Raw genomic sequence first — 21100 nt, 5'->3', positions numbered from 1 at the left:
CGCCCATTCGGCGTTGCGCGGTCCTGACAGACCACGAGCAGCAGACGGAGTTTGTTGCGCAGGTAGGCAAGGTAATAGCCCCAGCTGGCCGGTTTCTCCGGGTCCTTCTTCTTCTGCGCCTCGATCGCGAGGACGAAGGCCCGTGGTCCTCCGTCTCGATTCTCAGCAGGGTGTCGATGCGGCGGTCGACGGGCTTGGTCTCGGTGACGTCGTTGGGTAGCACACCGACCGCCGTTGCCTGGAAAAAGGGGGGGCACGCTAGGGTTTTGGGCACCCATCGGGAAGTGTCCTCTTCCTCGGTGGCCAGGCCCTCGATCGGGATTGCGAGTCCCGGCCGGGGGCCGATGCATGTGTGCGGTTGTTGGGGCTGAGAGTAGGGCAGTCGAGGGACCCGAAATCCAGCCGAGCCGGTGATGTTCACCCGCCCGAGTGAGTGCCGACCACGGGCGGGAGGGGTGGGGCTTGGTGGGGTTCTTTCTCCCCCGGGTTCTCTCAGTGGTTACGGCCTTCGGTGCCGGAACCCGTGGGTGCGGGTTCCGGTGGTGAGCAGCGCAGTTCGGCCCACACGATCTTGCGCGGGAACCGGTCCCCGCTCACGCCCCGCTCCCGGTCCGTCGAGAGCCCTGATCATGTGGCGGGACAACGCTTCAGCGTCCGAGTCCCCGCGTCCGGAGGACGGCCAGCGTGTACGCGACCCGGACGTCCAGGTGCTGGGGCGCCAGGCGGTAGGTCTTGCTGATGCCCCGGTAGTCCAGAACCGTGCCCGCGACGGGCGTGCGCCAGCGGGTTCGGGCCGGACCGCGGAGTGTGCAGTCGTCCGCGGTGCCATCGAAGAACGAGTACGCCATTGCGCAGAGTGCGAGTAGGAGCCAGCAAGGGGCGGTCATGACGTAGGTGAGCCAGGCGTACCAGGTGCCGGCCTTGCCCGTGACCGACTGCGGCGGGCTGGTGAGCTCTGCCGACCAACGGGCGCGCCGTGGCCAGGGAGCGATGCGGGCGGCTCGGCGGGTGATGCGCGCCAGGAGGGCGCCGTCGTCCGCGTGGACGTCGTAGGTGTCCGCAGTGGTGGGGCGGACGGAACACCACGGGCCGCCATCCGGTCCGACGTGGATCCAGAAGGGCCCAGGCGTCCGGGGGCCGAAATGCTGAGTGGTGCGGGGCTCGTACACCCGCGCCAGTGGGGCGTCCTCGGGGCGGGCGGACGGCCCCCGGATCATCCAGGCCGTGACGGCGTCGGTGGGCAGGTGCGCCGGCAGCGGGTCGAGTGCCGGAACGGGGTTCCTCGCAGAGACCTGGAACGAGTGCGGGGCACCGGTCATCGCTTCATCCATGCGTCGGGGCAGCGTAGCTCCAGCCAGCCAGCCGGGCAGGCTGAGCTCGGCGTTCTCGGCCAGCACCCATCCACACTCGTTGTGGGCGATGTCGAAGGCGCGCCGTGCGCCCAGCAGCCGGTAGTAGCTGTCGTCGATGCCGAGGCGGTGCTGACCGCCCGAGCAGGGCAGAGGCGGGGCCGCTCCAGGGCGCGGGGGGACACAGGTGAGGCTGTGGTCGCTCAGCAACTGCCTCAGTTCCCGTTCCTGGGTCTGGGGCTCGGTGATGCGCTCCAGCCGCAGACGCTCCCGGTCGATCCAGATCCGCCTTCGCCACCGTGGCTTTCGCATGCGCCCTCGGCCCGATTGCGGAACTTCCACTTCGAGCACGGTGAGCAGCAGCAGTGGGAGGCGGGCGAGCAACCAGATCGGCGGTCCCCACAGCCACTGGACGCAGTAGCGTCCCCAAAGGCGCAGCGCCGGCTTGGGCGGGCGAGGACCCCAGACGCCGTACGAGCAGGTCGTCACGGCGGTCATCCGGGTGCTTCCAACCCGTGGTGGACCGCGTCCTTGTACTTCTCGTATGTGCCGTGCACCTCATCGGAGACGGCTGTTTCTGCGGATGCGTACAACTTGTAACCGCGATACGCGGTTTCGGCGCCGCGCGACACCCACGAGGTCGGGTCGATGAACGTCTTGCCGTTTTCACCGGGCTTCACCGCATCGGCCAGGCCGGGGATCTTCCTGCGGGGGGAACGGTCGATGACCTTCGGGAAGACGTGTTCGTCCAGGTACCTCACGGGGCTGGTCAGCGGCCGTTCGTGACAAGTGGCGTGGTTGAACACCCGTTCCGCGAAGGGCACGAATCCGGCCAGGTCGAGACCGATATCGGTCCACGATCCCTTGGCCTCGAATTCCGCCTTGCAGTAACTGGTCAATGCCGTCGATCCCCCGTAGTCCGTAGGGCAACGATTGTGGCACGAGAGGTTTCTGGAGCAGGGGCTGCAGACCTCACCACGGCCGGTATCGAGCCAGGAGCCCTTGGGCTGGTCGACGGGCAGGCGGTGCCTGGAACCCCGTTTCGAGATGCGAAGCGTAGGAGTGATGCGGCTGCGGGCAGAGAAGGGGTGTCGGCAGGGGCGGAAAGGTGCAATTTCTTCATCGGGCAAGGCCTGTGGCATCTCTAGTCGGGCCGAGGAGGTCGTCGTCCGGCCACCGTCGACGGCCCGGCGGACAACGTCGGATCTCAGACTCTGGACGGTAACCGCGCGCATGCTGGCCTCGGGGTTTACACAGGGGTAACACTGAGGGGTCGGCCGTTCTCGGAAGGACCGGACCAGCGGTAGCTGACGAGGGATCCCCGGGACGGCCCCATCCCGCGCGCGGCAACGGCGCCGAGCGCCCATCCGCCGGTCTCGTACCGGCATCACCGGTCTCGTACCGGTAGCAGCCGTGCCAGAAAGGGGCCCAGTGACGACCCGAGACGACACCAAGACCCAGCTCGACGCCCTGCGCGTCGAGATCGAGCGCCGCAACCCCGCACAGCCCGAGTTCCACCAGGCCGTGCACGAGGTGCTGGACACGCTCGCGCCCGTGCTGGCGGCGCGGCCGGAGTACGCGGAGCCGGGGCTCATCGAGCGGCTGTGCGAGCCGGAGCGGCAGGTCATCTTCCGCGTCCCGTGGCAGGACGACCGGGGGCGCGTGCACGTCAACCGAGGGTTCCGGGTGGAGTTCAACAGCGCGCTCGGCCCGTACAAGGGCGGTCTGCGCTTCCACCCGTCCGTCAACCTCGGGATCATCAAGTTCCTCGGGTTCGAGCAGATCTTCAAGAACGCGCTGACCGGGCTCGGCATCGGCGGCGGCAAGGGCGGCAGCGACTTCGACCCGCACGGGCGCAGCGACGCGGAGATCATGCGGTTCTGCCAGTCGTTCATGACGGAGCTGTACCGCCACATCGGCGAGCACACCGACGTGCCGGCCGGTGACATCGGTGTCGGCGGTCGCGAGATCGGTTACCTGTTCGGGCAGTACCGGCGGATCACCAACCGCTGGGAGGCCGGCGTCCTCACCGGCAAGGGCTCGGGATGGGGCGGCTCGGCGATCCGGCCCGAGGCGACCGGGTACGGCAGCGTGCTGTTCGCGGCGGCGATGCTGCGCGAGCGCGGCGAGGACCTGGAGGGGCAGACGGCGGTGGTCTCCGGCTCCGGGAACGTCGCCATCTACACCGTCGAGAAGCTGCTCGCCCTCGGCGCCAACCCGCTGACCTGCTCCGACTCCAGCGGGTACGTCGTCGACGACAAGGGCATCGACGTCGACCTGCTGAAGCAGATCAAGGAGGTCGAGCGCGGGCGGATCAGCGAGTACGCCGAGCGGCGCGGGGCCTCGGCCCGGTTCGTGCCCGGCGGGCGGGTCTGGGAGGTGCCGGCCGATGTCGCGCTGCCCTCCGCCACCCAGAACGAGCTGGACGAGAACGACGCGGCGGTCCTGGTCCGCAACGGTGTGAAGGCGGTGGCGGAGGGCGCGAACATGCCCACCACGCCCGAGGCCGTGCACCTGTTCCAGCGGGCGGGTGTCGCCTTCGGCCCCGGCAAGGCCGCCAACGCGGGCGGGGTCGCGGTGAGCGCCCTGGAGATGGCGCAGAACCACGCGCGTACGGCGTGGTCGCCGGCCCGGGTGGAGGAGGAGCTCGCGCACATCATGAGCGACATCCACACCACCTGCCACGAGACCGCCGAACGCTACGGCGCTCCCGGCGACTACGTGACCGGCGCCAACATCGCCGGCTTCGAGCGCGTCGCCGACGCGATGCTCGCCCAGGGCGTCATCTGACGCGACGGGGGGCTTTTCCGCGTCCGTACACACACCGCGCCCCGTCCCGGGGAGACCGGGACGGGGCGCGGTGTGTGTACGGGACCGGGGGTGCGCTCAGTGCGCGGCCGCCCCCGCCGGGGCGCCGCCCTGGCCGCGGCCGGCCGGGCGGGCGACGACCAGGATGCTGGAGGTCACCGCGGCGATCAGCATCGCGGCCACGCCCCACCAGATCGCCTGCGTGTAGCCGTGGACGATGCCCTCGCGCAGCACCTGCGCCTTCTGCGAGGGGTTGGTCAGGTGCTGGCCGACGTACGTGCTCGTCGCCGAGGTGGCGATGGTGTTCAGCAGCGCCGTACCGAGCGAACCGCCCACCTGCTGGGAGGTGTTGACCATCGCGGAGGTCACACCGGCGTCCTGCGGCCGCACCCCGTGGGTCGCGGTGGAGAAGACCGGCATGAAGGTCAGGCCCATGCCGAGGCCGAGCAGCAGCTCGGCGGGCAGGACGTGGGTGGCGTACGCGGAGTCCACGCCGAGCTGGGTGAGCACCGCGAGGCCCGCGGCCGCGAGCAGCATGCCGGGCACCATCAGCAGGCGCGGGGGCGTGCGGGGCAGCAGCCGGGCGGAGATCTGCGTGGAGCCGAAGATGATCGCCGCGGACATGGGCAGGAACGCCAGGCCGCTCCTGACCGGGGTGTACCCGAGGATGCCCTGGAAGTAGTAGGTCATGAACAGGAACAGGCCGAACATGCCGATCGTGGCCAGGCCCATGTTCAGGAAGCAGCCCGCGCGGTTGCGGTCGGCGAGGATGCGCAGCGGCAGCAGCGGGTGCTTGGCCTTCGTCTGCCACAGCACGAACGCCAGCAGCAGCACGACACCGCCGGCCAGCATGCTCACCACCAGGCTGTCGCTCCAGCCGCGCGGCTCGGCCTCGGAGAAGCCGTAGACGACGGCGACCAGGCCGCCGCAGCCCAGGATCACGCCGGGGATGTCCAGCTTGGCCTCACGGTGGCCCGGTCGGTCGTGCAGCAGCATGAGGGCGCCGACGACCGCGACGGCCGCGATCGGGATGTTCACGTACAGGCACCAGCGCCAGTTCGCGTACGAGGTCAGGACGCCGCCCAGGAGCAGGCCGATCGCACCGCCCGCGCCGGCGATGGCGCCGTAGATGCCGAACGCCTTGCCGCGCTCGCGGGGGTCGGTGAACGTCGTCGTCATCAGGGAGAGCGCGGAGGGCGCGAGGAGGGCGCCGAACACGCCCTGCAGGGCGCGCGCCCCGAAGAGCATGCCGGGGCTCTGGGCGGCGCCGCCGATCGCGGAGGCGACGGCGAAGCCGGCCAGGCCGATGACGAAGGTGCGCTTGCGGCCGACCAGGTCGGCGACGCGGCCGCCGAGCAGCAGCAGGCCGCCGAAGGCGAGGGTGTAGGCCGTGATGACCCACTGGCGGTTGCCGTCGGACATGCCGAGGGCCTTCTGCGCGGACGGCAGCGCGATGTTCACGATGGTCGCGTCGAGGACCACCATCAACTGCGCCAGCGCGATGACCACCAGACCCCACCAGCGGCGGGGGTCCGGGGCGTCGGCGGCGCCGTTCGCGGTGGGGGCCGGAGCCGTGCGTATGGCCTCGGCCGGGGGAGAGTCGTTCATGACGAGAACGTCACTTCCTTGCTCGTGATGGTGGCGTGCGTGGTCCGCGGTGCGTGCGGTGGTGCGGGGGCGGTCAGGGCGCCACGTCGATGGGGCGCCCGTCCCCCTGGAGGGCCCGACTCCCGGAGGGCCGCCCCCCAGGGGCCCGGTCCGGCGGGTGCTCCGCGGACGACGTGCTCCGCGGGCGTTCGGCGCCCCGCGGACATCGGGGTACCGGGTGACCCGTTCTCCGGTCGCTTGAACGGACCAATGATCGGTCATTGAAGCCGATCGTCAGTATGGCTGATGGTCAGGTGAAGTGTACGCTGCCCGCATGAAGGACGAGTGTCCCCCTGATGTTCTTTCCCGTCGGCTGGGATATCTCCTGAAGCACGCCTACGTGGCCATGGCCGCCGAGATGGAGGCGGCGCTCGCGCCCTTCCGCCTCCTCCCGCGGGAACTCGGCGTCATGGCGGTGATCGCGGCCTCGCACGAGCAGCCGTCCCAGCTGGAGATCGCCGCGCGTCTCGGCGTCGACCGCACGACGATGGTCGGCGTCATCGACTCGCTGGAGAGCAAGGGGTACGTGGAGCGCCACCGCAGCGACCGCGACCGCCGCCGCAACGTGGTGACGCTCACCCCGGCCGGACAGGTGTGCCTGAAGGAAGCGGAGGAGGCCCGCGAACGCGTGGAACGCGACTTCCTCGCCCCCCTCGACGAAACCTCCGCCACCGCCCTGACCGAAGCCCTGCTCACCCTGCACGTCGCCCAGTCGAGGATGGGCCGCACACCCCTCGCCGGCCCCGGCCCGTGCGGGCCCTCCGCGCCCGGCGGGCCCGCCGGGGAACTCGTCGGCGAATGACCGGCCCGCGCGCCGACGCGTCCTTGTCGACGCGCCGGGGGCGGACGCGCCGGGGGCGGGCGAGTCGGCCGGCACACGTGCCGGCGGCCCCGGCCGGCGCGTAGCCGCCGGTACGCTCCGCCGGGCGTGACGGCGCTCCCGGATCGGACTCGGTGCACACCCCGGTGCTCCGCGCCGCCCCTCCCGTACGATGCGTCACCGTGGCGATACAGAACCCGCCCCCGTGGGGGCCGTACGGCGGCCCGCCGCCTCCACCGCCGGACATCCCGTCGAAGGACCTGCGGCCGCGACGCCTCTGGTACCTGGTGGCGGCGTTGCTGGGGCTCGTCCTCGCCGGAGTCGGCGCCGCCTTCCTCGTGGTGACGGTGAAGGACACGGTCGACTCGGTCGAAACATCCCGGAGCTTCCCCGGCGGCGAGTCGCGGACGTTCCGCTTCACCGCGGGGGAGACGAAGGCGATCTACGTCTCCCAGACCGGGCCGGGACACGTCGAGTGCCGGATCCCGGGGATGGCGTCCGGGGCGATGACCCGGCCGGACGGCACGTTCCGCGTCACCTCGGGGTCCCGGACCTGGGAACGCGTCTTCGAGGTGACGCCCGGCAGCAGCGGCGACTACGCACTCACCTGCACCTCGCAGCTGCCGGCCGAGTTCGCGCTCGGGGACAAGCCCCGGGTGGGAGCGACGATCGGCGGCATCGCCGCGGGCGTCGGCTGCTTCGTGGCCGCGTTCGCCGCGACGGTGACCATCTGCGTCGTCACCGCCGTCCGCCGCGGCCGCCACCGCCGCCGGCTCGCCGCCGCGTGGACCCGGCCCCCGCAGTGGGGCGGCCCCCCGCCGCCGTACGGACCCGCCCCGGGAACACCCGCCCCGCCCACGTACTGACCGGAGCCCCGGGCGTCACGGACCCCCGCGATCCCGTAGCCCTGACCGCGCACGCCCGCCTGGGTGCGCACCCGTCACCGATCGCGGCGGAGCGTGTCCGGCCGGCGGGACGCGCCGAGGGGCGACGGCGCGGGTGAGTGGTCCGTGGCGGAGGGGTCCGGGCGTGCCGCCGGTTTGACCTACGTCACCCCAGGGGTAATCTCTTCGGCTCGATTGGCCAGGCTGCCGTGGCGTGTGGCAGACTGTCCGAGTTGCTCGGTCGAGTGTTGATGCTGCGCGCCTCCCGCCGGGAGGACCGGAAGCGAGTCCCACAGTACTCGTCGCCCTAACTGCCTCATGGCAGCGCTGGGGCGGACGTACGGGAATCTTCCGGGAAGTGTGAGCGCGACACCGGCCAGGCGCCCGGTGGGTCTTCGATCCCCGGCTCGCGGATCCGGTAGGGCCGTGTGCAATCCCGCAGGGATGTTCGAACAAGGGACATCTGTGTCGGCGGGAGCGCGACACACCCGACCGCGTGGGTCGGAGAGTGACATGAAGGACCAAGGGAAACCGCGGAAGCGCACCGGGTTCCAGAGCGTGAGAAGAGACAGGACTACGAAGTAGCCATGGCGGGACAGAAGATCCGCATCCGGCTCAAGGCCTACGACCACGAGGTCATCGACTCCTCGGCGAAGAAGATCGTCGAGACGGTGACCCGCACTGGTGCGTCGGTCGCGGGCCCGGTGCCGCTGCCCACTGAGAAGAACGTGTACTGCGTCATCAAGTCGCCGCACAAGTACAAGGACTCGCGCGAGCACTTCGAGATGCGCACGCACAAGCGCCTGATCGACATCCTCGACCCGACCCCCAAGACCGTTGACTCTCTGATGCGACTCGACCTCCCGGCCGGTGTCGACATCGAGATCAAGCTCTGAGGGCTGGTGATCTGAGAATGGCTAAGCAGATCAAGGGCATCCTGGGCGAGAAGCTCGGCATGACGCAGGTGTGGGACGAGAACAACCGTGTTGTTCCGGTCACCGTCGTCAAGGCCGGCCCCAACGTCGTCACCCAGGTCCGTACGAACGATGTCGACGGCTACGAGTCCGTCCAGATCGCGTTCGGCGAGATCGACCCGCGCAAGGTGAACAAGCCCCTCAAGGGCCACTTCGCCAAGGCCGACGTCACCCCCCGCCGCCACCTCGTCGAGATCCGCACCGCGGACGCCTCCGAGTACACGCTGGGCCAGGAGATCTCCGCTGAGGTCTTCGAGGCGGGCGTCAAGGTGGACGTGACCGGCAAGAGCAAGGGCAAGGGCTTCGCCGGTGTCATGAAGCGTCACAACTTCCGTGGCCTCGGCGCCGGACACGGCACCCAGCGCAAGCACCGCTCGCCCGGTTCCATCGGTGGCTGCGCCACCCCGGGCCGCGTGTTCAAGGGCCTCCGCATGGCGGGTCGCATGGGCAACGAGCGGGTCACCACCCAGAACCTGACCGTCCACGCCGTTGACGCGGAGAAGGGTCTGCTGCTCATCAAGGGCGCGGTTCCCGGTCCGAACGGCGGCCTCGTCCTGGTCCGCACCGCGGCCAAGGGGGCCTGAGGTAACCGATGAGCACTGTTGACATCCTTTCGCCGGCGGGCGAGAAGGCCGGTACCGTCGAGCTCCCCGCGGAGATCTTCGGCGTTGAGAAGGTCAGCGTTCCGCTGATCCACCAGGTCGTCGTCGCGCAGCTGGCCGCCGCCCGTCAGGGCACGCACAAGACCAAGACCCGTGGCGAGGTCCGCGGCGGTGGCAAGAAGCCGTACCGCCAGAAGGGCACCGGTCGCGCCCGTCAGGGTTCGACCCGCGCGCCGCAGTTCGCCGGTGGTGGCGTCGTGCACGGTCCCGTGCCGCGCGACTACTCGCAGCGGACCCCGAAGAAGATGAAGGCCGCGGCCCTGCGCCACGCCCTCACCGACCGGGCCCGCCACGACCGCATCCACGTCGTCTCCGGCGTGGTCGAGGGCGAGATCTCCACCAAGGCCGCCAAGACGCTGTTCGGCAAGATCAGCGAGCGCAAGAACCTGCTGCTCGTCGCCGACCGCTCCGACGAGGCCGCGTGGCTGTCCGCCCGCAACCTGCCCCAGGTCCACATCCTGGAGCCGGGCCAGCTGAACACGTACGACGTTCTCGTCTCGGACGACGTGGTCTTCACCAAGGCCGCTTTCGAGTCCTTCGTCGCCGGCCCGAACAAGGCCAACGACACCGAAGGGAGCGAGGCCTGATGGCTACGCGTCACCCCTCCATCGCCTCGAAGGCCGCCAAGGCCGCCAAGGCCGCGCGCGTCGCCAAGGCGCGCCGTCACGCCGCCGAGGGCAAGAACACCGTCGAGACCCCGCTGAGCAAGTCGTACACGGACCACCGTGACGTGCTGCTCAAGCCGGTCGTCTCGGAGAAGAGCTACGCGCTCCTCGACGAGAACAAGTACACGTTCATCGTCGACCCGAACGCCAACAAGACCCAGATCAAGCAGGCCGTCCAGGCGGTCTTCGAGGTCAAGGTCACCGGGGTCAACACGATCAACCGCCAGGGCAAGCGCAAGCGGACCAAGAGCGGCTTCGGCCAGCGTGCCGCCACCAAGCGCGCGATCGTGACCCTCGCCGAGGGCGACCGTATCGACATCTTCGGCGGTCCGACCGCCTGACGGCGGTCCGGATCGTCCGATATCGGACGAGGACTGAGAAATGGGTATCCGCAAGTACAAGCCGACGACTCCGGGCCGTCGTGGCTCCAGCGTCGCCGACTTCGTCGAGGTCACGCGGTCCACGCCGGAGAAGTCGCTGGTCCGCCCCCTGCACAGCAAGGGCGGCCGTAACAACGCCGGTCGTGTGACCGTTCGCCACCAGGGTGGCGGACACAAGCGCGCCTACCGCGTGATCGACTTCCGTCGTCACGACAAGGACGGCGTGCCGGCGAAGGTCGCGCACATCGAGTACGACCCCAACCGCACCGCGCGCATCGCGCTGCTGCACTACGCCGACGGCGAGAAGCGCTACATCCTCGCCCCGCGCAACCTGCAGCAGGGCGACCGCGTGGAGAACGGTCCCGGGGCCGACATCAAGCCGGGCAACAACCTGGCCCTCCGCAACATCCCGGTCGGTACCACGATCCACGCGATCGAGCTCCGTCCCGGTGGCGGTGCCAAGTTCGCCCGTTCCGCCGGCGCCTCCGTGCAGCTGCTCGCGAAGGAGGGCACGATGGCCCACCTCCGCATGCCGTCCGGTGAGATCCGCCTGGTCGACCAGCGCTGCCGCGCCACGGTCGGCGAGGTCGGCAACGCCGAGCAGAGCAACATCAACTGGGGCAAGGCCGGCCGCAAGCGCTGGCTGGGCGTCCGCCCGACCGTTCGCGGTGTGGCGATGAACCCGGTTGACCACCCCCACGGTGGTGGTGAGGGCAAGACCTCCGGTGGTCGCCACCCGGTCAGCCCCTGGGGTCAGAAGGAAGGTCGTACTCGTTCTCCCAAGAAGGCGAGCAACAAGTACATCGTCCGCCGCCGCAAGACGAACAAGAAGCGCTAAGGACGGGTTGAGATGCCTCGTAGCTTGAAGAAGGGGCCTTTCGTCGACGACCACCTCATCAAGAAGGTGGACGTCCAGAACGAAGCCGGCACCAAGAACGTCATCAAGACCTGGTCCCGCCGCTCGATGATCGTCCCGGCGATGCTGGGCCACACGATCGCGGTGCACAACGGCAAGACCCACATCCCGGTGTTTGTCACCGAGTCCATGGTCGGCCACAAGCTCGGCGAGTTCTCGCCGACGCGCACCTTCCGGGGTCACGTCAAGGAAGACCGGAAGTCGAAGCGCCGCTAGTCAGCGGGGTGTGAATGACCATGACAAACACTGAAGGGACAACCATGGAAGCCAGGGCCCAGGCGCGGTACATCCGCGTCACGCCCATGAAGGCCCGCCGCGTGGTGGACCTCATCCGTGGCATGGATGCCACGGAGGCTCAGGCGGTCCTGCGTTTCGCCCCGCAGGCCGCGAGCGTGCCGGTCGGCAAGGTGCTGGACAGCGCCATTGCCAACGCCGCGCACAACTACGACCACACCGACGCCGACAGCCTCTACATCTCCGAGGCCTACGTCGACGAGGGCCCGACCCTGAAGCGGTTCCGTCCGCGCGCCCAGGGCCGCGCCTACCGGATCCGCAAGCGGACCAGCCACATCACCGTGGTCGTCAGCAGCAAGGAAGGAACCCGGTAATGGGCCAGAAGGTTAACCCGCATGGGTTCCGGCTCGGTGTCACGACCGACTTCAAGTCGCGTTGGTACGCCGACAAGCTGTACAAGGACTACGTCAAGGAAGACGTCGCCATCCGTCGGATGATGACGTCCGGCATGGAGCGCGCCGGCATCTCGAAGGTGGAGATCGAGCGCACCCGTGACCGCGTGCGTGTGGACATCCACACCGCTCGTCCGGGCATCGTCATCGGCCGCCGTGGCGCCGAGGCCGACCGCATCCGCGGCGACCTCGAGAAGCTCACGGGCAAGCAGGTCCAGCTGAACATCCTCGAGGTCAAGAACCCCGAGACCGACGCTCAGCTGGTTGCCCAGGCCGTCGCCGAGCAGCTCTCCTCCCGCGTCTCCTTCCGCCGTGCCATGCGCAAGAGCATGCAGTCGGCGATGAAGGCCGGCGCCAAGGGCATCAAGATCCAGTGCGGTGGCCGCCTCGGCGGCGCCGAGATGTCCCGCTCGGAGTTCTACCGCGAGGGCCGCGTGCCCCTGCACACGCTCCGCGCGAACGTGGACTACGGCTTCTTCGAGGCCAAGACGACCTTCGGCCGCATCGGTGTGAAGGTCTGGATCTACAAGGGCGACGTGAAGAACATCGCCGAGGTCCGCGCCGAGAACGCCGCCGCCCGTGCGGGCAACCGCCCGGCTCGTGGTGGCGCTGACCGCCCGGCCCGTGGTGGCCGTGGTGGCGAGCGGCGCGGTCGCAAGCCGCAGCAGCAGTCGGCCCCCGCCGCCGAGGCCCCCAAGGCCGAGGCTCCGGCCGCTGCCGCTCCGGCTGAGAGCACCGGAACGGAGGCCTGACCGAAATGCTGATCCCCCGTAGGGTCAAGCACCGCAAGCAGCACCACCCGAAGCGCAACGGTATGTCCAAGGGTGGAACGCAGGTTGCGTTCGGCGAGTACGGCATCCAGGCGCTGACCCCGGCCTACGTGACGAACCGCCAGATCGAGGCGGCTCGTATCGCGATGACCCGCCACATCAAGCGTGGCGGCAAGGTCTGGATCAACATCTACCCGGACCGTCCGCTGACCAAGAAGCCCGCCGAGACCCGCATGGGTTCCGGTAAGGGTTCGCCGGAGTGGTGGATCGCGAACGTCAAGCCCGGTCGGGTGATGTTCGAGCTGTCCTACCCGAACGAGAAGATCGCCCGTGAGGCGCTGACTCGTGCGGCCCACAAGCTGCCGATGAAGTGCCGGATCGTCAAGCGCGAGGCAGGTGAAGCGTGATGTCGGCCGGTACCAAGGCGTCCGAGCTGCGCGAGCTGGGCAACGAGGAGCTTCTGGGCAAGCTCCGCGAGGCCAAGGAAGAGCTGTTCAACCTCCGTTTCCAGGCGGCGACGGGCCAGCTCGAAAACCACGGCCGTCTGAAGGCGGTCCGCAAGGACATCGCGCGGATCTACACCCTGATGCGCGAGCGTGAGCTGGGCATCGAGACGGTGGAGAACGCATGAGCGAGAACAACGTGACTGAGCAGAAGACCGAGCGGAACGCCCGCAAGACGCGTGAGGGTTACGTCGTCAGCGACAAGATGGACAAGACCGTCGTCGTCGCCGTCGAGGACCGCGTCAAGCACGCGCTGTACGGCAAGGTCATCCGCCGCACCAGCAAGCTCAAGGCGCACGACGAGCAGAACGCTGCCGGCATCGGCGACCGCGTCCTCCTGATGGAGACCCGGAAGCTGTCCGCCACCAAGCACTGGCGCGTCGTCGAGATCCTCGAGAAGGCCAAGTAAGTAATTCCCGCAAGGGGATTCCTTAAGCAGGGTTCCTGCGGGGCATCCCTCGCAGGACAGTTCCGCCAGGCTCCGGGGGCCGCTCGCTGAGCGGCCCCCGGGGAACCGGCAGACAAACAGGAGATAGACGTGATCCAGCAGGAGTCGCGGCTGCGTGTCGCCGACAACACTGGTGCGAAGGAGATCCTTTGCATCCGTGTGCTCGGTGGCTCCGGTCGCCGCTACGCGGGCATCGGTGACGTCATCGTCGCCACCGTGAAGGACGCGATCCCCGGTGGCAACGTGAAGAAGGGTGACGTCGTCAAGGCGGTCATCGTTCGCACCGTCAAGGAGCGCCGCCGTCAGGACGGCTCGTACATCCGCTTCGACGAGAACGCCGCCGTCATTCTGAAGAACGACGGCGACCCTCGCGGCACCCGTATCTTCGGCCCCGTGGGCCGTGAGCTGCGCGAGAAGAAGTTCATGAAGATCATCTCCCTCGCGCCGGAGGTGCTGTGAGCATGAAGATCAAGAAGGGCGACCTGGTCCAGGTCATCACCGGTAAGGACAAGGGCAAGCAGGGCAAGGTCATCGCGGCCTTCCCCCGTGAGGACCGCGTCCTGGTCGAGGGTGTCAACCGGGTCAAGAAGCACACCAAGGCCGGCCCGACCGCCAGCGGTTCCCAGGCCGGCGGCATCGTGACCACCGAGGCCCCGATCCACGTCTCCAACGTCCAGCTGGTCGTGGAGAAGGACGGCAACAAGGTCGTCACGCGCGTCGGTTACCGCTTCGACGAGGACGGCAACAAGATCCGCGTTGCCAAGCGGACGGGTGAGGACATCTGATGGCTACCACCACTGCCCCGCGTCTGAAGCAGAAGTACCGCGACGAGATCGCCGCCAAGCTGCGTGACGAGTTCAAGTACGAGAACGTCATGCAGATCCCCGGCCTCGTCAAGATCGTGGTCAACATGGGTGTGGGCGACGCCGCCCGCGACTCCAAGCTGATCGAGGGCGCCATCCGCGACCTCACCACGATCACCGGCCAGAAGCCGGCGGTCACCAAGGCCCGTAAGTCCATCGCGCAGTTCAAGCTGCGTGAGGGCCAGCCGATCGGTGCCCACGTCACGCTCCGTGGCGACCGCATGTGGGAGTTCCTGGACCGCACCCTGTCGCTCGCGCTGCCGCGCATCCGCGACTTCCGCGGCCTGTCCCCCAAGCAGTTCGACGGCCGTGGCAACTACACCTTCGGTCTCACGGAGCAGGTCATGTTCCACGAGATCGACCAGGACAAGATCGACCGTGTCCGGGGTATGGACATCACCGTGGTCACCACGGCGACCAACGACGAAGAGGGCCGTGCCCTTCTCCGTCACCTCGGCTTCCCGTTCAAGGAGGCGTGAGCGAGATGGCGAAGAAGGCTCTCATCGCGAAGGCTGCTCGCAAGCCCAAGTTCGGTGTGCGCGGCTACACCCGCTGCCAGCGCTGCGGCCGTCCGCACTCCGTGTACCGCAAGTTCGGCCTGTGCCGCGTGTGCCTTCGTGAGATGGCTCACCGTGGCGAGCTGCCGGGCGTGACCAAGAGCTCCTGGTAACAACCCACTTGGGTTAGATCAGGACTCTCGGTAAGCAACTGGGGTCGGCAGGAGGCCCGCCCCCCATGGCTTAGGCTTGTGGGGTTGGGCGCCTGCCGCGCCCTAAACGACTTACTACGCCGTAGGTCCACCGCGCCGCACCCGTCCCGTCTCGGATCGGGGAGAGGGATGGCGCACCAGGAAACCCCGGCGAGAGAGGCCGAAGGCCAATTCATGACCATGACTGATCCGATCGCAGACATGCTTACGCGTCTGCGGAACGCGAACTCGGCATACCACGACTCCGTGACGATGCCGGCATCGAAGATCAAGTCGCACATCGCGGAGATCCTCCAGCAGGAGGGCTTCATCACCGGCTGGAAGACCGAGGACGCCGAGGTCGGCAAGAACCTCGTCCTCGAGCTGAAGTACGGCCCGAACCGTGAGCGCTCCATCGCGGGCATCAAGCGGATCTCCAAGCCCGGTCTCCGGGTCTACGCGAAGTCCACCAACCTGCCGAAGGTGCTGGGCGGCCTCGGCGTGGCGATCATCTCCACGTCGCACGGGCTCCTCACCGACAAGCAGGCCGGCAAGAAGGGCGTGGGTGGGGAAGTCCTCGCCTACGTCTGGTAGCGGAAGGGAACGGAGGAAACAGCTATGTCGCGTATTGGCAAGCTCCCCATCACGGTTCCCGCCGGCGTGGACGTCACCATCGACGGCCGTACGGTCAAGGTCAAGGGCCCCAAGGGCGAACTGACCCACACCGTCGCCGCGCCGATCGAGATCGTCAAGGCTGAGGACGGCGTCCTGAACGTCACCCGCCCGAACGACGAGCGTCAGAACAAGGCCCTGCACGGCCTGTCCCGCACGCTGGTGGCGAACATGATCACCGGCGTGACCCAGGGTTACGTGAAGAAGCTCGAGATCAGCGGTGTCGGTTACCGCGTGACGGCCAAGGGCTCGAACCTCGAGTTCGCTCTCGGCTACAGCCACCCGATCACCGTCGAGGCGCCCGAGGGCATCACCTTCAAGGTGGAGGCCCCCACCCGCTTCTCGGTCGAGGGCATCGACAAGCAGAAGGTCGGCGAGGTTGCGGCCAACATCCGCAAGCTGCGCAAGCCCGACCCGTACAAGGCCAAGGGTGTCAAGTACGAGGGCGAAGTCATCCGCCGCAAGGTCGGAAAGGCGGGTAAGTAAGCCATGGCATACGGGCAGAAGATCCTCAAGGGCGACGCCTACAAGCGCGCCGCGATCAAGCGCCGTCACATCCGGATCCGCAAGCGGATCGCGGGTACGGCGGAGCGCCCCCGTCTGGTCGTGACCCGCTCGAACCGCCACATCGTGGCGCAGGTGATCGACGACCTCAAGGGCCACACCCTGGCGTCGGCGTCCACGCTGGACACGTCGATCCGCGGTGGCGAGGGCGACAAGTCCTCGCAGGCCAAGCAGGTCGGCGCCCTGGTCGCCGAGCGTGCCAAGGCCGCCGGTGTCGAGGCCGTCGTGTTCGACCGTGGTGGCAACCAGTACGCCGGGCGCATCGCCGCCCTGGCGGACGCCGCCCGCGAAGCCGGCCTGAAGTTCTGAGCCGGTTCCGAGCTAGCGGAAACAGAGAGAGGTAATTCCAATGGCTGGACCCCAGCGCCGCGGTGGCGGTGCCGGTGGCGGCGAGCGGCGGGACCGGAAGGGCCGTGACGGCGGCGCAGCTGCCGCCGAGAAGACCGCGTACGTTGAGCGCGTCGTCGCGATCAACCGCGTCGCCAAGGTTGTGAAGGGTGGTCGTCGCTTCAGCTTCACCGCGCTGGTCGTGGTGGGCGACGGTGACGGCACCGTGGGTGTCGGATACGGCAAGGCCAAGGAGGTGCCGGCCGCCATCGCCAAGGGCGTTGAGGAGGCCAAGAAGCACTTCTTCAAGGTCCCCCGCATCCAGGGCACCATCCCGCACCCGATCCAGGGTGAGAAGGCTGCCGGCGTCGTGCTGCTCAAGCCCGCGTCGCCCGGTACCGGTGTTATCGCCGGTGGTCCGGTGCGCGCCGTGCTCGAGTGCGCCGGCATCCACGACATCCTGTCGAAGTCGCTCGGCTCCGACAACGCGATCAACATCGTGCACGCCACCGTGGAGGCCCTCAAGGGCCTGCAGCGTCCCGAGGAGGTCGCGGCCCGCCGCGGTCTGCCGCTCGAGGACGTCGCTCCCGCGGCTCTCCTGCGTGCGCGTGCCGGGGCGGGTGCGTAATCATGGCGCAGCTCAAGATCACGCAGACGAAGTCCTACATCGGCAGCAAGCAGAACCACCGCGACACCCTGCGTTCCCTGGGCCTCAAGCGCCTGGGTGACGTGGTCGTCAAGGAGGACCGCCCCGAGTTCCGCGGCATGGTGCACACCGTCCGCCACCTCGTGACGGTCGAGGAGGTCGACTGATCATGGCGGAGAACAACCCGCTCAAGATCCACAACCTCCGTCCCGCCCCGGGCGCCAAGACCGCCAAGACCCGTGTGGGTCGTGGTGAGGCGTCCAAGGGTAAGACGGCCGGTCGTGGTACGAAGGGCACGAAGGCCCGTTACCAGGTTCCGGAGCGCTTCGAGGGTGGCCAGATGCCGCTCCACATGCGCCTCCCGAAGCTGAAGGGCTTCAAGAACCCGTTCAAGACCGAGTTCCAGGTCGTGAACCTCGACAAGCTGACCGCGCTGTACCCCGAGGGTGGCGAGGTCACGGTCGAGGACCTGGTGGCCAAGGGCGCCGTTCGCAAGAACAGCCTGGTCAAGGTCCTGGGCCAGGGCGAGGTCTCCGTGGCGCTGCAGGTGACGGTGGACGCCGTCTCCGGCTCCGCCAAGGAGAAGATCACCGCCGCAGGCGGCACCGTCACCGAGCTCGTCTGAGTCCCTCAGGCGTCTCGATGACGTAGACGAACCCGACCGGGGATGCCTCACAATGAGGTATCCCCGGTTGGTCGTTCCATGGGGGGCATGGTCGCCGGTAAGGTGGCCTGCACTGTTCTTTTTCGTCGAACCTCAAGACCCGTCACCCTGACGCACTTGCGCGGGGGTCGCAGGAGGCACCGTGCTCACCGGCTTCGCCCGGGCGTTCAGGACGCCCGACCTGCGCAAGAAGCTGCTCTTCACGCTCGGCATCATCGTGGCGTACCGCGTCGGTACCCACATCCCGATCCCGGGCGTCAACTACAAGGCCGTCCAGCAGTGCGTGACCGAGGCCTCCGGCAACCAGGGTCTCTTCGGTCTCGTCAACATGTTCAGCGGCGGCGCGCTTCTGCAGATCACCGTCTTCGCGCTGGGGATCATGCCGTACATCACGGCGAGCATCATCCTGCAGCTGCTGACCGTGGTGATCCCGCGCCTGGAAGCCCTCAAGAAGGAGGGCCAGGCCGGCACCGCGAAGATCACCCAGTACACGCGGTACCTGACGGTCGCGCTCGCGATCCTCCAGGGCACCGGCCTGGTGGCCACCGCCCGCAGCGGCGCCCTGTTCAACGGCTGCTCGGTCGCCGGCAACATCGTCCCGGACCGCGCGATCTTCACCACCATCACGATGGTCATCTGCATGACGGCCGGCACCGCCGTCGTCATGTGGCTCGGTGAGCTGATCACCGACCGCGGCATCGGCAACGGCATGTCGATCCTGATGTTCATCTCGATCGCCGCGACGTTCCCGTCGGCGCTGTGGGCCATCAAGAAGTCGGGCAAGCTGGCCGACGGCTGGATCGAGTTCGGCACCGTCATCCTGGTCGGCCTGGTCATGGTCGGTCTGGTCGTCTTCGTCGAGCAGGCCCAGCGCCGCATCCCGGTGCAGTACGCCAAGCGCATGATCGGCCGCCGTTCCTACGGCGGCACGTCCACGTACATCCCGCTCAAGGTGAACCAGGCGGGTGTGATTCCCGTCATCTTCGCCTCGTCGCTGCTCTACATTCCGGCCCTCGTCGCCCAGTTCGCGGGCGGCAACGCGGGGTGGAAGACGTGGGTCACCCAGAACCTGACCAAGGGTGATCACCCGATTTACATCACTCTGTACTTCTTGCTCATCGTGTTCTTCGCGTTCTTCTACGTGGCGATCTCCTTCAACCCCGAGGAAGTCGCGGACAACATGAAGAAGTATGGTGGCTTCATCCCGGGCATCCGGGCTGGCCGACCGACCGCTGAGTACCTCTCGTACGTGCTCAATCGGATCACCTGGCCGGGTTCGCTGTACCTGGGTCTGATCGCTCTCGTACCGACGATGGCGTTGGTTGGCTTCGGGGCAAGCCAGAACTTCCCGTTCGGCGGGACGAGCATCCTGATCATCGTGGGTGTCGGCCTGGAGACGGTGAAGCAGATCGAGAGCCAGCTCCAGCAGCGCAATTACGAAGGGTTCCTCCGCTGATGCGAATCGTCCTCGTCGGGCCGCCGGGCGCCGGTAAGGGAACGCAGGCCGTACGCCTTGCCGAGAAGCTGTCGATCCCCCACATCTCCACGGGCGACCTGTTCCGCGCCAACATCAGCGGGCAGACGGAGCTGGGCAAGCTCGCGAAGTCCTACATGGACGCCGGCGATCTCGTACCCGACGAGGTCACGATCGCCATGGCCAAGGACCGCATGGGGCAGCCGGACGCCGAGGGCGGCTTCCTGCTGGACGGCTTCCCGCGCAACGTTTCGCAGGCCGAGGCGCTGGACGAGCTGCTGAACGGCGAGGGCATCAAGCTGGACGCGGTGCTCGACCTGGAGGTCCCCGAGGACGAGGTCGTCAAGCGGATCGCCGGCCGGCGCATCTGCCGCAACGACTCCAGCCACGTCTTCCACGTGACGTACAGCAAGCCGAAGCAGGAGGGCGTCTGCGACGTCTGCGGCGGCGAGCTGTACCAGCGCGACGACGACCACGAGGACACCGTCCGCAAGCGCCTCGAGGTCTACCACTCGCAGACCGAGCCGATCATCGACTACTACAGGGCCCAGGGCCTGGTCGTGACGATCTCCTCGCTCGGCCCGGTGGAAGAGATCACGCGGCGCGCGCTGGAGGCGCTGAAGCGCGAGGACGCCACCCAGTAACCCGTATCGCGTGGTGCAGCCGCGGTTCCTTCCCAGGGGCCGCGGCTGCGCTGTGGGCGGGGTGCGCCCGCCCACGGCGTGACGGACACCCCCGTATCGTTGTAGTAGTCGACCCCGCCTCCGGTCCAGAAAGGCCCCCGTCCCCATGGTGCAGATCAAGACCCCCGAGCAGATCGCCAAGATGCGTGCGGCGGGGCTGGTCGTCGCCGCGATCCACGCGGCGACCCGCGAGGCGGCCGTGCCCGGGGCGACCACCAAGGACCTGGACCAGGTGGCCCGCAAGGTGCTCGCCGAGCACGGCGCCAAGCCGAACTTCCTCGGCTACGGCGGCTTCCCGGCGACGATCTGCACCTCCGTGAACGAGGTCGTCGTCCACGGCATCCCCTCCGACGAGGTCGTCCTCAAGGACGGCGACGTCATCTCCATCGACTGCGGCGCGATCGTCGACGGCTGGCACGGCGACGCGGCGTACACCGCCTTCGTCGGATCGGGTCACTCCCCGGAGCTGGTCGAGCTGTCCCGGGTGACCGAGGAGTCGATGTGGGCCGGCATCGCGGCCATGAAGCTGGGCAACCGGCTGCTCGACATCTCCCGCGCGATCGAGACGTACATCCGCCGCCAGCCCAAGCCGGGCGGCGGCCGCTACGGCATCATCGAGGACTACGGCGGCCACGGCATCGGCACCGAGATGCACATGGACCCGCACCTGCTGAACTACGTCGACCGCCGGCGCGGCAAGGGCCCCAAGCTGGTCCCCGGCTTCTGCCTGGCCATCGAGCCCATGGTCTCCCTCGGCACCCCCAGGACGCGGGTGCTGGAGGACGAGTGGACGGTCATCACCACCGACGGCACCTGGTCCTCCCACTGGGAGCACTCCGTCGCCCTGACCGAGCAGGGCCCGCTGGTCCTGACCGCCCCCGACGGCGGCAGGGCCAAGCTCGCCGAGTACGGCATCACGGCCGCCCCCGACCCGCTGGCATAACGATCTCCGGCGTGGGGCAGGCTTCCCCGATTCGTGTTTCCGGGTGCGCTGACGTAGACTGACT

Annotated in this window: 30 protein-coding genes; 27 read left to right on the top strand and 3 right to left on the bottom strand. The window is 68.4% G+C overall.

The window, feature by feature from the left end; all coding sequences use genetic code 11:
* Nucleotides 1-647: 647 nt before the first annotated feature.
* Together ACH5A8_RS19620 and ACH5A8_RS19615 are read right to left on the bottom strand one after the other, a co-directional pair.
* Nucleotides 648-1847 (bottom strand): hypothetical protein, encoded by a 1200-nt coding sequence (locus tag ACH5A8_RS19620; RefSeq protein ID WP_399003536.1) that lies wholly within the window; start codon nucleotides 1845-1847, stop codon nucleotides 648-650.
* Nucleotides 1844-2248 carry a hypothetical protein gene (locus ACH5A8_RS19615; protein WP_399003534.1) on the bottom strand — a complete coding sequence of 135 codons (405 nt, stop codon included), beginning with the start codon at nucleotides 2246-2248 and terminating at the stop codon, nucleotides 1844-1846. The genes ACH5A8_RS19620 and ACH5A8_RS19615 overlap by 4 nt, the downstream gene beginning before the upstream one ends.
* A 532-nt stretch (nucleotides 2249-2780) precedes the next feature.
* On the opposite strand from ACH5A8_RS19615, the gene gdhA reads away from it, so the two are divergent.
* Nucleotides 2781-4139, top strand: coding sequence for an NADP-specific glutamate dehydrogenase (gene gdhA, locus ACH5A8_RS19610; RefSeq protein WP_399003532.1), 1359 nt, complete (start codon nucleotides 2781-2783; stop codon nucleotides 4137-4139).
* A 96-nt stretch (nucleotides 4140-4235) separates the two neighbouring features.
* On the opposite strand, the gene ACH5A8_RS19605 is transcribed toward gdhA, so the two are convergent.
* The gene (locus ACH5A8_RS19605) at nucleotides 4236-5765 is read right to left on the bottom strand and encodes an MFS transporter (protein ID WP_399003530.1); all 1530 of its coding nucleotides are present in this window, start codon (nucleotides 5763-5765) and stop codon (nucleotides 4236-4238) included.
* A gap of 313 nt (nucleotides 5766-6078) precedes the next feature.
* On the opposite strand from ACH5A8_RS19605, the gene ACH5A8_RS19600 reads away from it, so the two are divergent.
* The 26 genes from ACH5A8_RS19600 to map all read left to right on the top strand — a co-directional run bounded on the left by ACH5A8_RS19600 (nucleotide 6079) and on the right by map (nucleotide 21036).
* Nucleotides 6079-6606, top strand: a complete 528-nt coding sequence (locus ACH5A8_RS19600; RefSeq protein WP_399003529.1) for a MarR family winged helix-turn-helix transcriptional regulator — start codon at nucleotides 6079-6081, stop codon at nucleotides 6604-6606.
* Nucleotides 6607-6806: 200 nt separating this feature from the next.
* Nucleotides 6807-7490 (top strand): serine/arginine repetitive matrix protein 2, encoded by a 684-nt coding sequence (locus ACH5A8_RS19595; RefSeq protein WP_399003527.1) that lies wholly within the window; start codon nucleotides 6807-6809, stop codon nucleotides 7488-7490.
* 605 nt (nucleotides 7491-8095) lie between these two features.
* Entirely contained in the window at nucleotides 8096-8404 is a 309-nt protein-coding gene (gene rpsJ / locus ACH5A8_RS19590; RefSeq protein ID WP_003948644.1) for a 30S ribosomal protein S10, read from the top strand.
* Nucleotides 8405-8421: 17 nt separating this feature from the next.
* Nucleotides 8422-9066, top strand: a complete 645-nt coding sequence (gene rplC, locus ACH5A8_RS19585; protein WP_396318915.1) for a 50S ribosomal protein L3 — start codon at nucleotides 8422-8424, stop codon at nucleotides 9064-9066.
* A gap of 8 nt (nucleotides 9067-9074) precedes the next feature.
* Nucleotides 9075-9731, top strand: a complete 657-nt coding sequence (gene rplD, locus ACH5A8_RS19580; RefSeq protein WP_399003524.1) for a 50S ribosomal protein L4 — start codon at nucleotides 9075-9077, stop codon at nucleotides 9729-9731.
* Nucleotides 9731-10150, top strand: coding sequence for a 50S ribosomal protein L23 (gene rplW, locus ACH5A8_RS19575; protein ID WP_399003522.1), 420 nt, complete (start codon nucleotides 9731-9733; stop codon nucleotides 10148-10150). Before rplD ends, rplW begins: the two co-directional genes overlap by 1 nt.
* Nucleotides 10151-10190: 40 nt before the next feature.
* Nucleotides 10191-11027, top strand: a complete 837-nt coding sequence (gene rplB / locus ACH5A8_RS19570; protein WP_007384068.1) for a 50S ribosomal protein L2 — start codon at nucleotides 10191-10193, stop codon at nucleotides 11025-11027.
* A gap of 12 nt (nucleotides 11028-11039) precedes the next feature.
* Complete coding sequence (rpsS, locus tag ACH5A8_RS19565; RefSeq protein WP_009190133.1) at nucleotides 11040-11321, top strand: 30S ribosomal protein S19; 282 nt, start codon at nucleotides 11040-11042, stop codon at nucleotides 11319-11321.
* 44 nt (nucleotides 11322-11365) lie between these two features.
* Nucleotides 11366-11713, top strand: coding sequence for a 50S ribosomal protein L22 (gene rplV, locus ACH5A8_RS19560; RefSeq protein WP_019329637.1), 348 nt, complete (start codon nucleotides 11366-11368; stop codon nucleotides 11711-11713).
* The gene (rpsC, locus tag ACH5A8_RS19555) at nucleotides 11713-12543 is read left to right on the top strand and encodes a 30S ribosomal protein S3 (protein WP_009190135.1); all 831 of its coding nucleotides are present in this window, start codon (nucleotides 11713-11715) and stop codon (nucleotides 12541-12543) included. The genes rplV and rpsC overlap by 1 nt, the downstream gene beginning before the upstream one ends.
* A gap of 5 nt (nucleotides 12544-12548) precedes the next feature.
* Nucleotides 12549-12968 (top strand): 50S ribosomal protein L16, encoded by a 420-nt coding sequence (rplP, locus tag ACH5A8_RS19550; RefSeq protein WP_009190136.1) that lies wholly within the window; start codon nucleotides 12549-12551, stop codon nucleotides 12966-12968.
* A complete protein-coding gene (gene rpmC / locus ACH5A8_RS19545) occupies nucleotides 12968-13192 on the top strand; it encodes a 50S ribosomal protein L29 (protein WP_018564811.1) in 225 nt (74 codons plus the stop codon). The genes rplP and rpmC overlap by 1 nt, the downstream gene beginning before the upstream one ends.
* Nucleotides 13189-13473 carry a 30S ribosomal protein S17 gene (gene rpsQ, locus ACH5A8_RS19540; protein ID WP_399003519.1) on the top strand — a complete coding sequence of 95 codons (285 nt, stop codon included), beginning with the start codon at nucleotides 13189-13191 and terminating at the stop codon, nucleotides 13471-13473. The genes rpmC and rpsQ overlap by 4 nt, the downstream gene beginning before the upstream one ends.
* A gap of 129 nt (nucleotides 13474-13602) precedes the next feature.
* A complete protein-coding gene (gene rplN / locus ACH5A8_RS19535) occupies nucleotides 13603-13971 on the top strand; it encodes a 50S ribosomal protein L14 (RefSeq protein ID WP_003956455.1) in 369 nt (122 codons plus the stop codon).
* A 2-nt stretch (nucleotides 13972-13973) separates the two neighbouring features.
* Nucleotides 13974-14297, top strand: a complete 324-nt coding sequence (gene rplX / locus ACH5A8_RS19530) for a 50S ribosomal protein L24 (RefSeq protein WP_399003517.1) — start codon at nucleotides 13974-13976, stop codon at nucleotides 14295-14297.
* A complete protein-coding gene (gene rplE, locus ACH5A8_RS19525) occupies nucleotides 14297-14854 on the top strand; it encodes a 50S ribosomal protein L5 (RefSeq protein ID WP_399003515.1) in 558 nt (185 codons plus the stop codon). The genes rplX and rplE overlap by 1 nt, the downstream gene beginning before the upstream one ends.
* Before the next feature lie 5 nt (nucleotides 14855-14859).
* On the top strand, nucleotides 14860-15045 hold the full coding sequence (locus ACH5A8_RS19520) for a type Z 30S ribosomal protein S14 (protein ID WP_003948630.1): 186 nt from the start codon (nucleotides 14860-14862) through the stop codon (nucleotides 15043-15045).
* 213 nt (nucleotides 15046-15258) lie between these two features.
* Nucleotides 15259-15657, top strand: a complete 399-nt coding sequence (gene rpsH, locus ACH5A8_RS19515) for a 30S ribosomal protein S8 (RefSeq protein WP_026252022.1) — start codon at nucleotides 15259-15261, stop codon at nucleotides 15655-15657.
* Between the two features lie 24 nt (nucleotides 15658-15681).
* Complete coding sequence (gene rplF / locus ACH5A8_RS19510) at nucleotides 15682-16221, top strand: 50S ribosomal protein L6 (RefSeq protein ID WP_399003513.1); 540 nt, start codon at nucleotides 15682-15684, stop codon at nucleotides 16219-16221.
* Nucleotides 16222-16224: 3 nt separating this feature from the next.
* Nucleotides 16225-16608 carry a 50S ribosomal protein L18 gene (rplR, locus tag ACH5A8_RS19505; protein WP_399003511.1) on the top strand — a complete coding sequence of 128 codons (384 nt, stop codon included), beginning with the start codon at nucleotides 16225-16227 and terminating at the stop codon, nucleotides 16606-16608.
* 40 nt (nucleotides 16609-16648) lie between these two features.
* A complete protein-coding gene (rpsE, locus tag ACH5A8_RS19500) occupies nucleotides 16649-17254 on the top strand; it encodes a 30S ribosomal protein S5 (RefSeq protein ID WP_015658456.1) in 606 nt (201 codons plus the stop codon).
* 2 nt (nucleotides 17255-17256) lie between these two features.
* Nucleotides 17257-17439, top strand: coding sequence for a 50S ribosomal protein L30 (rpmD, locus tag ACH5A8_RS19495; protein WP_009190145.1), 183 nt, complete (start codon nucleotides 17257-17259; stop codon nucleotides 17437-17439).
* Between the two features lie 2 nt (nucleotides 17440-17441).
* Nucleotides 17442-17897, top strand: a complete 456-nt coding sequence (gene rplO, locus ACH5A8_RS19490; protein ID WP_399003509.1) for a 50S ribosomal protein L15 — start codon at nucleotides 17442-17444, stop codon at nucleotides 17895-17897.
* 181 nt (nucleotides 17898-18078) lie between these two features.
* Nucleotides 18079-19392 (top strand): preprotein translocase subunit SecY, encoded by a 1314-nt coding sequence (gene secY, locus ACH5A8_RS19485; RefSeq protein WP_399003507.1) that lies wholly within the window; start codon nucleotides 18079-18081, stop codon nucleotides 19390-19392.
* On the top strand, nucleotides 19392-20054 hold the full coding sequence (locus tag ACH5A8_RS19480; RefSeq protein ID WP_399003506.1) for an adenylate kinase: 663 nt from the start codon (nucleotides 19392-19394) through the stop codon (nucleotides 20052-20054). Before secY ends, ACH5A8_RS19480 begins: the two co-directional genes overlap by 1 nt.
* 145 nt (nucleotides 20055-20199) lie before the next feature.
* Nucleotides 20200-21036: a type I methionyl aminopeptidase gene (gene map, locus ACH5A8_RS19475; RefSeq protein ID WP_399003504.1), complete on the top strand. Its 837-nt coding sequence runs from the start codon at nucleotides 20200-20202 to the stop codon at nucleotides 21034-21036.
* Nucleotides 21037-21100 lie beyond the last annotated feature (64 nt).

It is taken from the genome of Streptomyces sp. NPDC018610, assembly GCF_044391765.1.
Lineage (GTDB): Bacteria > Actinomycetota > Actinomycetes > Streptomycetales > Streptomycetaceae > Streptomyces.
This window is presented reverse-complemented; position numbering and strand designations above follow the sequence as displayed.

What these genes read in the sequence shown, in the direction of transcription:
- ACH5A8_RS19620 (WP_399003536.1), bottom strand. Translation starts at nt 1,847, where the DNA reads ATGACCGCCGTGACGACCTGCTCGTACGGCGTCTGGGGTCCTCGCCCG.
- ACH5A8_RS19605 (WP_399003530.1), bottom strand. Translation starts at nt 5,765, where the DNA reads ATGAACGACTCTCCCCCGGCCGAGGCCATACGCACGGCTCCGGCCCCC.
- ACH5A8_RS19600 (WP_399003529.1), top strand. Translation starts at nt 6,079, where the DNA reads ATGAAGGACGAGTGTCCCCCTGATGTTCTTTCCCGTCGGCTGGGATAT.
- rpsJ (WP_003948644.1), top strand. Translation starts at nt 8,096, where the DNA reads ATGGCGGGACAGAAGATCCGCATCCGGCTCAAGGCCTACGACCACGAG.
- rplC (WP_396318915.1), top strand. Translation starts at nt 8,422, where the DNA reads ATGGCTAAGCAGATCAAGGGCATCCTGGGCGAGAAGCTCGGCATGACG.
- rplD (WP_399003524.1), top strand. Translation starts at nt 9,075, where the DNA reads ATGAGCACTGTTGACATCCTTTCGCCGGCGGGCGAGAAGGCCGGTACC.
- rplW (WP_399003522.1), top strand. Translation starts at nt 9,731, where the DNA reads ATGGCTACGCGTCACCCCTCCATCGCCTCGAAGGCCGCCAAGGCCGCC.
- rplB (WP_007384068.1), top strand. Translation starts at nt 10,191, where the DNA reads ATGGGTATCCGCAAGTACAAGCCGACGACTCCGGGCCGTCGTGGCTCC.
- rpsS (WP_009190133.1), top strand. Translation starts at nt 11,040, where the DNA reads ATGCCTCGTAGCTTGAAGAAGGGGCCTTTCGTCGACGACCACCTCATC.
- rplV (WP_019329637.1), top strand. Translation starts at nt 11,366, where the DNA reads ATGGAAGCCAGGGCCCAGGCGCGGTACATCCGCGTCACGCCCATGAAG.
- rpsC (WP_009190135.1), top strand. Translation starts at nt 11,713, where the DNA reads ATGGGCCAGAAGGTTAACCCGCATGGGTTCCGGCTCGGTGTCACGACC.
- rplP (WP_009190136.1), top strand. Translation starts at nt 12,549, where the DNA reads ATGCTGATCCCCCGTAGGGTCAAGCACCGCAAGCAGCACCACCCGAAG.
- rpmC (WP_018564811.1), top strand. Translation starts at nt 12,968, where the DNA reads ATGTCGGCCGGTACCAAGGCGTCCGAGCTGCGCGAGCTGGGCAACGAG.
- rpsQ (WP_399003519.1), top strand. Translation starts at nt 13,189, where the DNA reads ATGAGCGAGAACAACGTGACTGAGCAGAAGACCGAGCGGAACGCCCGC.
- rplX (WP_399003517.1), top strand. Translation starts at nt 13,974, where the DNA reads ATGAAGATCAAGAAGGGCGACCTGGTCCAGGTCATCACCGGTAAGGAC.
- rplE (WP_399003515.1), top strand. Translation starts at nt 14,297, where the DNA reads ATGGCTACCACCACTGCCCCGCGTCTGAAGCAGAAGTACCGCGACGAG.
- ACH5A8_RS19520 (WP_003948630.1), top strand. Translation starts at nt 14,860, where the DNA reads ATGGCGAAGAAGGCTCTCATCGCGAAGGCTGCTCGCAAGCCCAAGTTC.
- rpsH (WP_026252022.1), top strand. Translation starts at nt 15,259, where the DNA reads ATGACCATGACTGATCCGATCGCAGACATGCTTACGCGTCTGCGGAAC.
- rplF (WP_399003513.1), top strand. Translation starts at nt 15,682, where the DNA reads ATGTCGCGTATTGGCAAGCTCCCCATCACGGTTCCCGCCGGCGTGGAC.
- rplR (WP_399003511.1), top strand. Translation starts at nt 16,225, where the DNA reads ATGGCATACGGGCAGAAGATCCTCAAGGGCGACGCCTACAAGCGCGCC.
- rpsE (WP_015658456.1), top strand. Translation starts at nt 16,649, where the DNA reads ATGGCTGGACCCCAGCGCCGCGGTGGCGGTGCCGGTGGCGGCGAGCGG.
- rpmD (WP_009190145.1), top strand. Translation starts at nt 17,257, where the DNA reads ATGGCGCAGCTCAAGATCACGCAGACGAAGTCCTACATCGGCAGCAAG.
- rplO (WP_399003509.1), top strand. Translation starts at nt 17,442, where the DNA reads ATGGCGGAGAACAACCCGCTCAAGATCCACAACCTCCGTCCCGCCCCG.
- ACH5A8_RS19480 (WP_399003506.1), top strand. Translation starts at nt 19,392, where the DNA reads ATGCGAATCGTCCTCGTCGGGCCGCCGGGCGCCGGTAAGGGAACGCAG.
- map (WP_399003504.1), top strand. Translation starts at nt 20,200, where the DNA reads ATGGTGCAGATCAAGACCCCCGAGCAGATCGCCAAGATGCGTGCGGCG.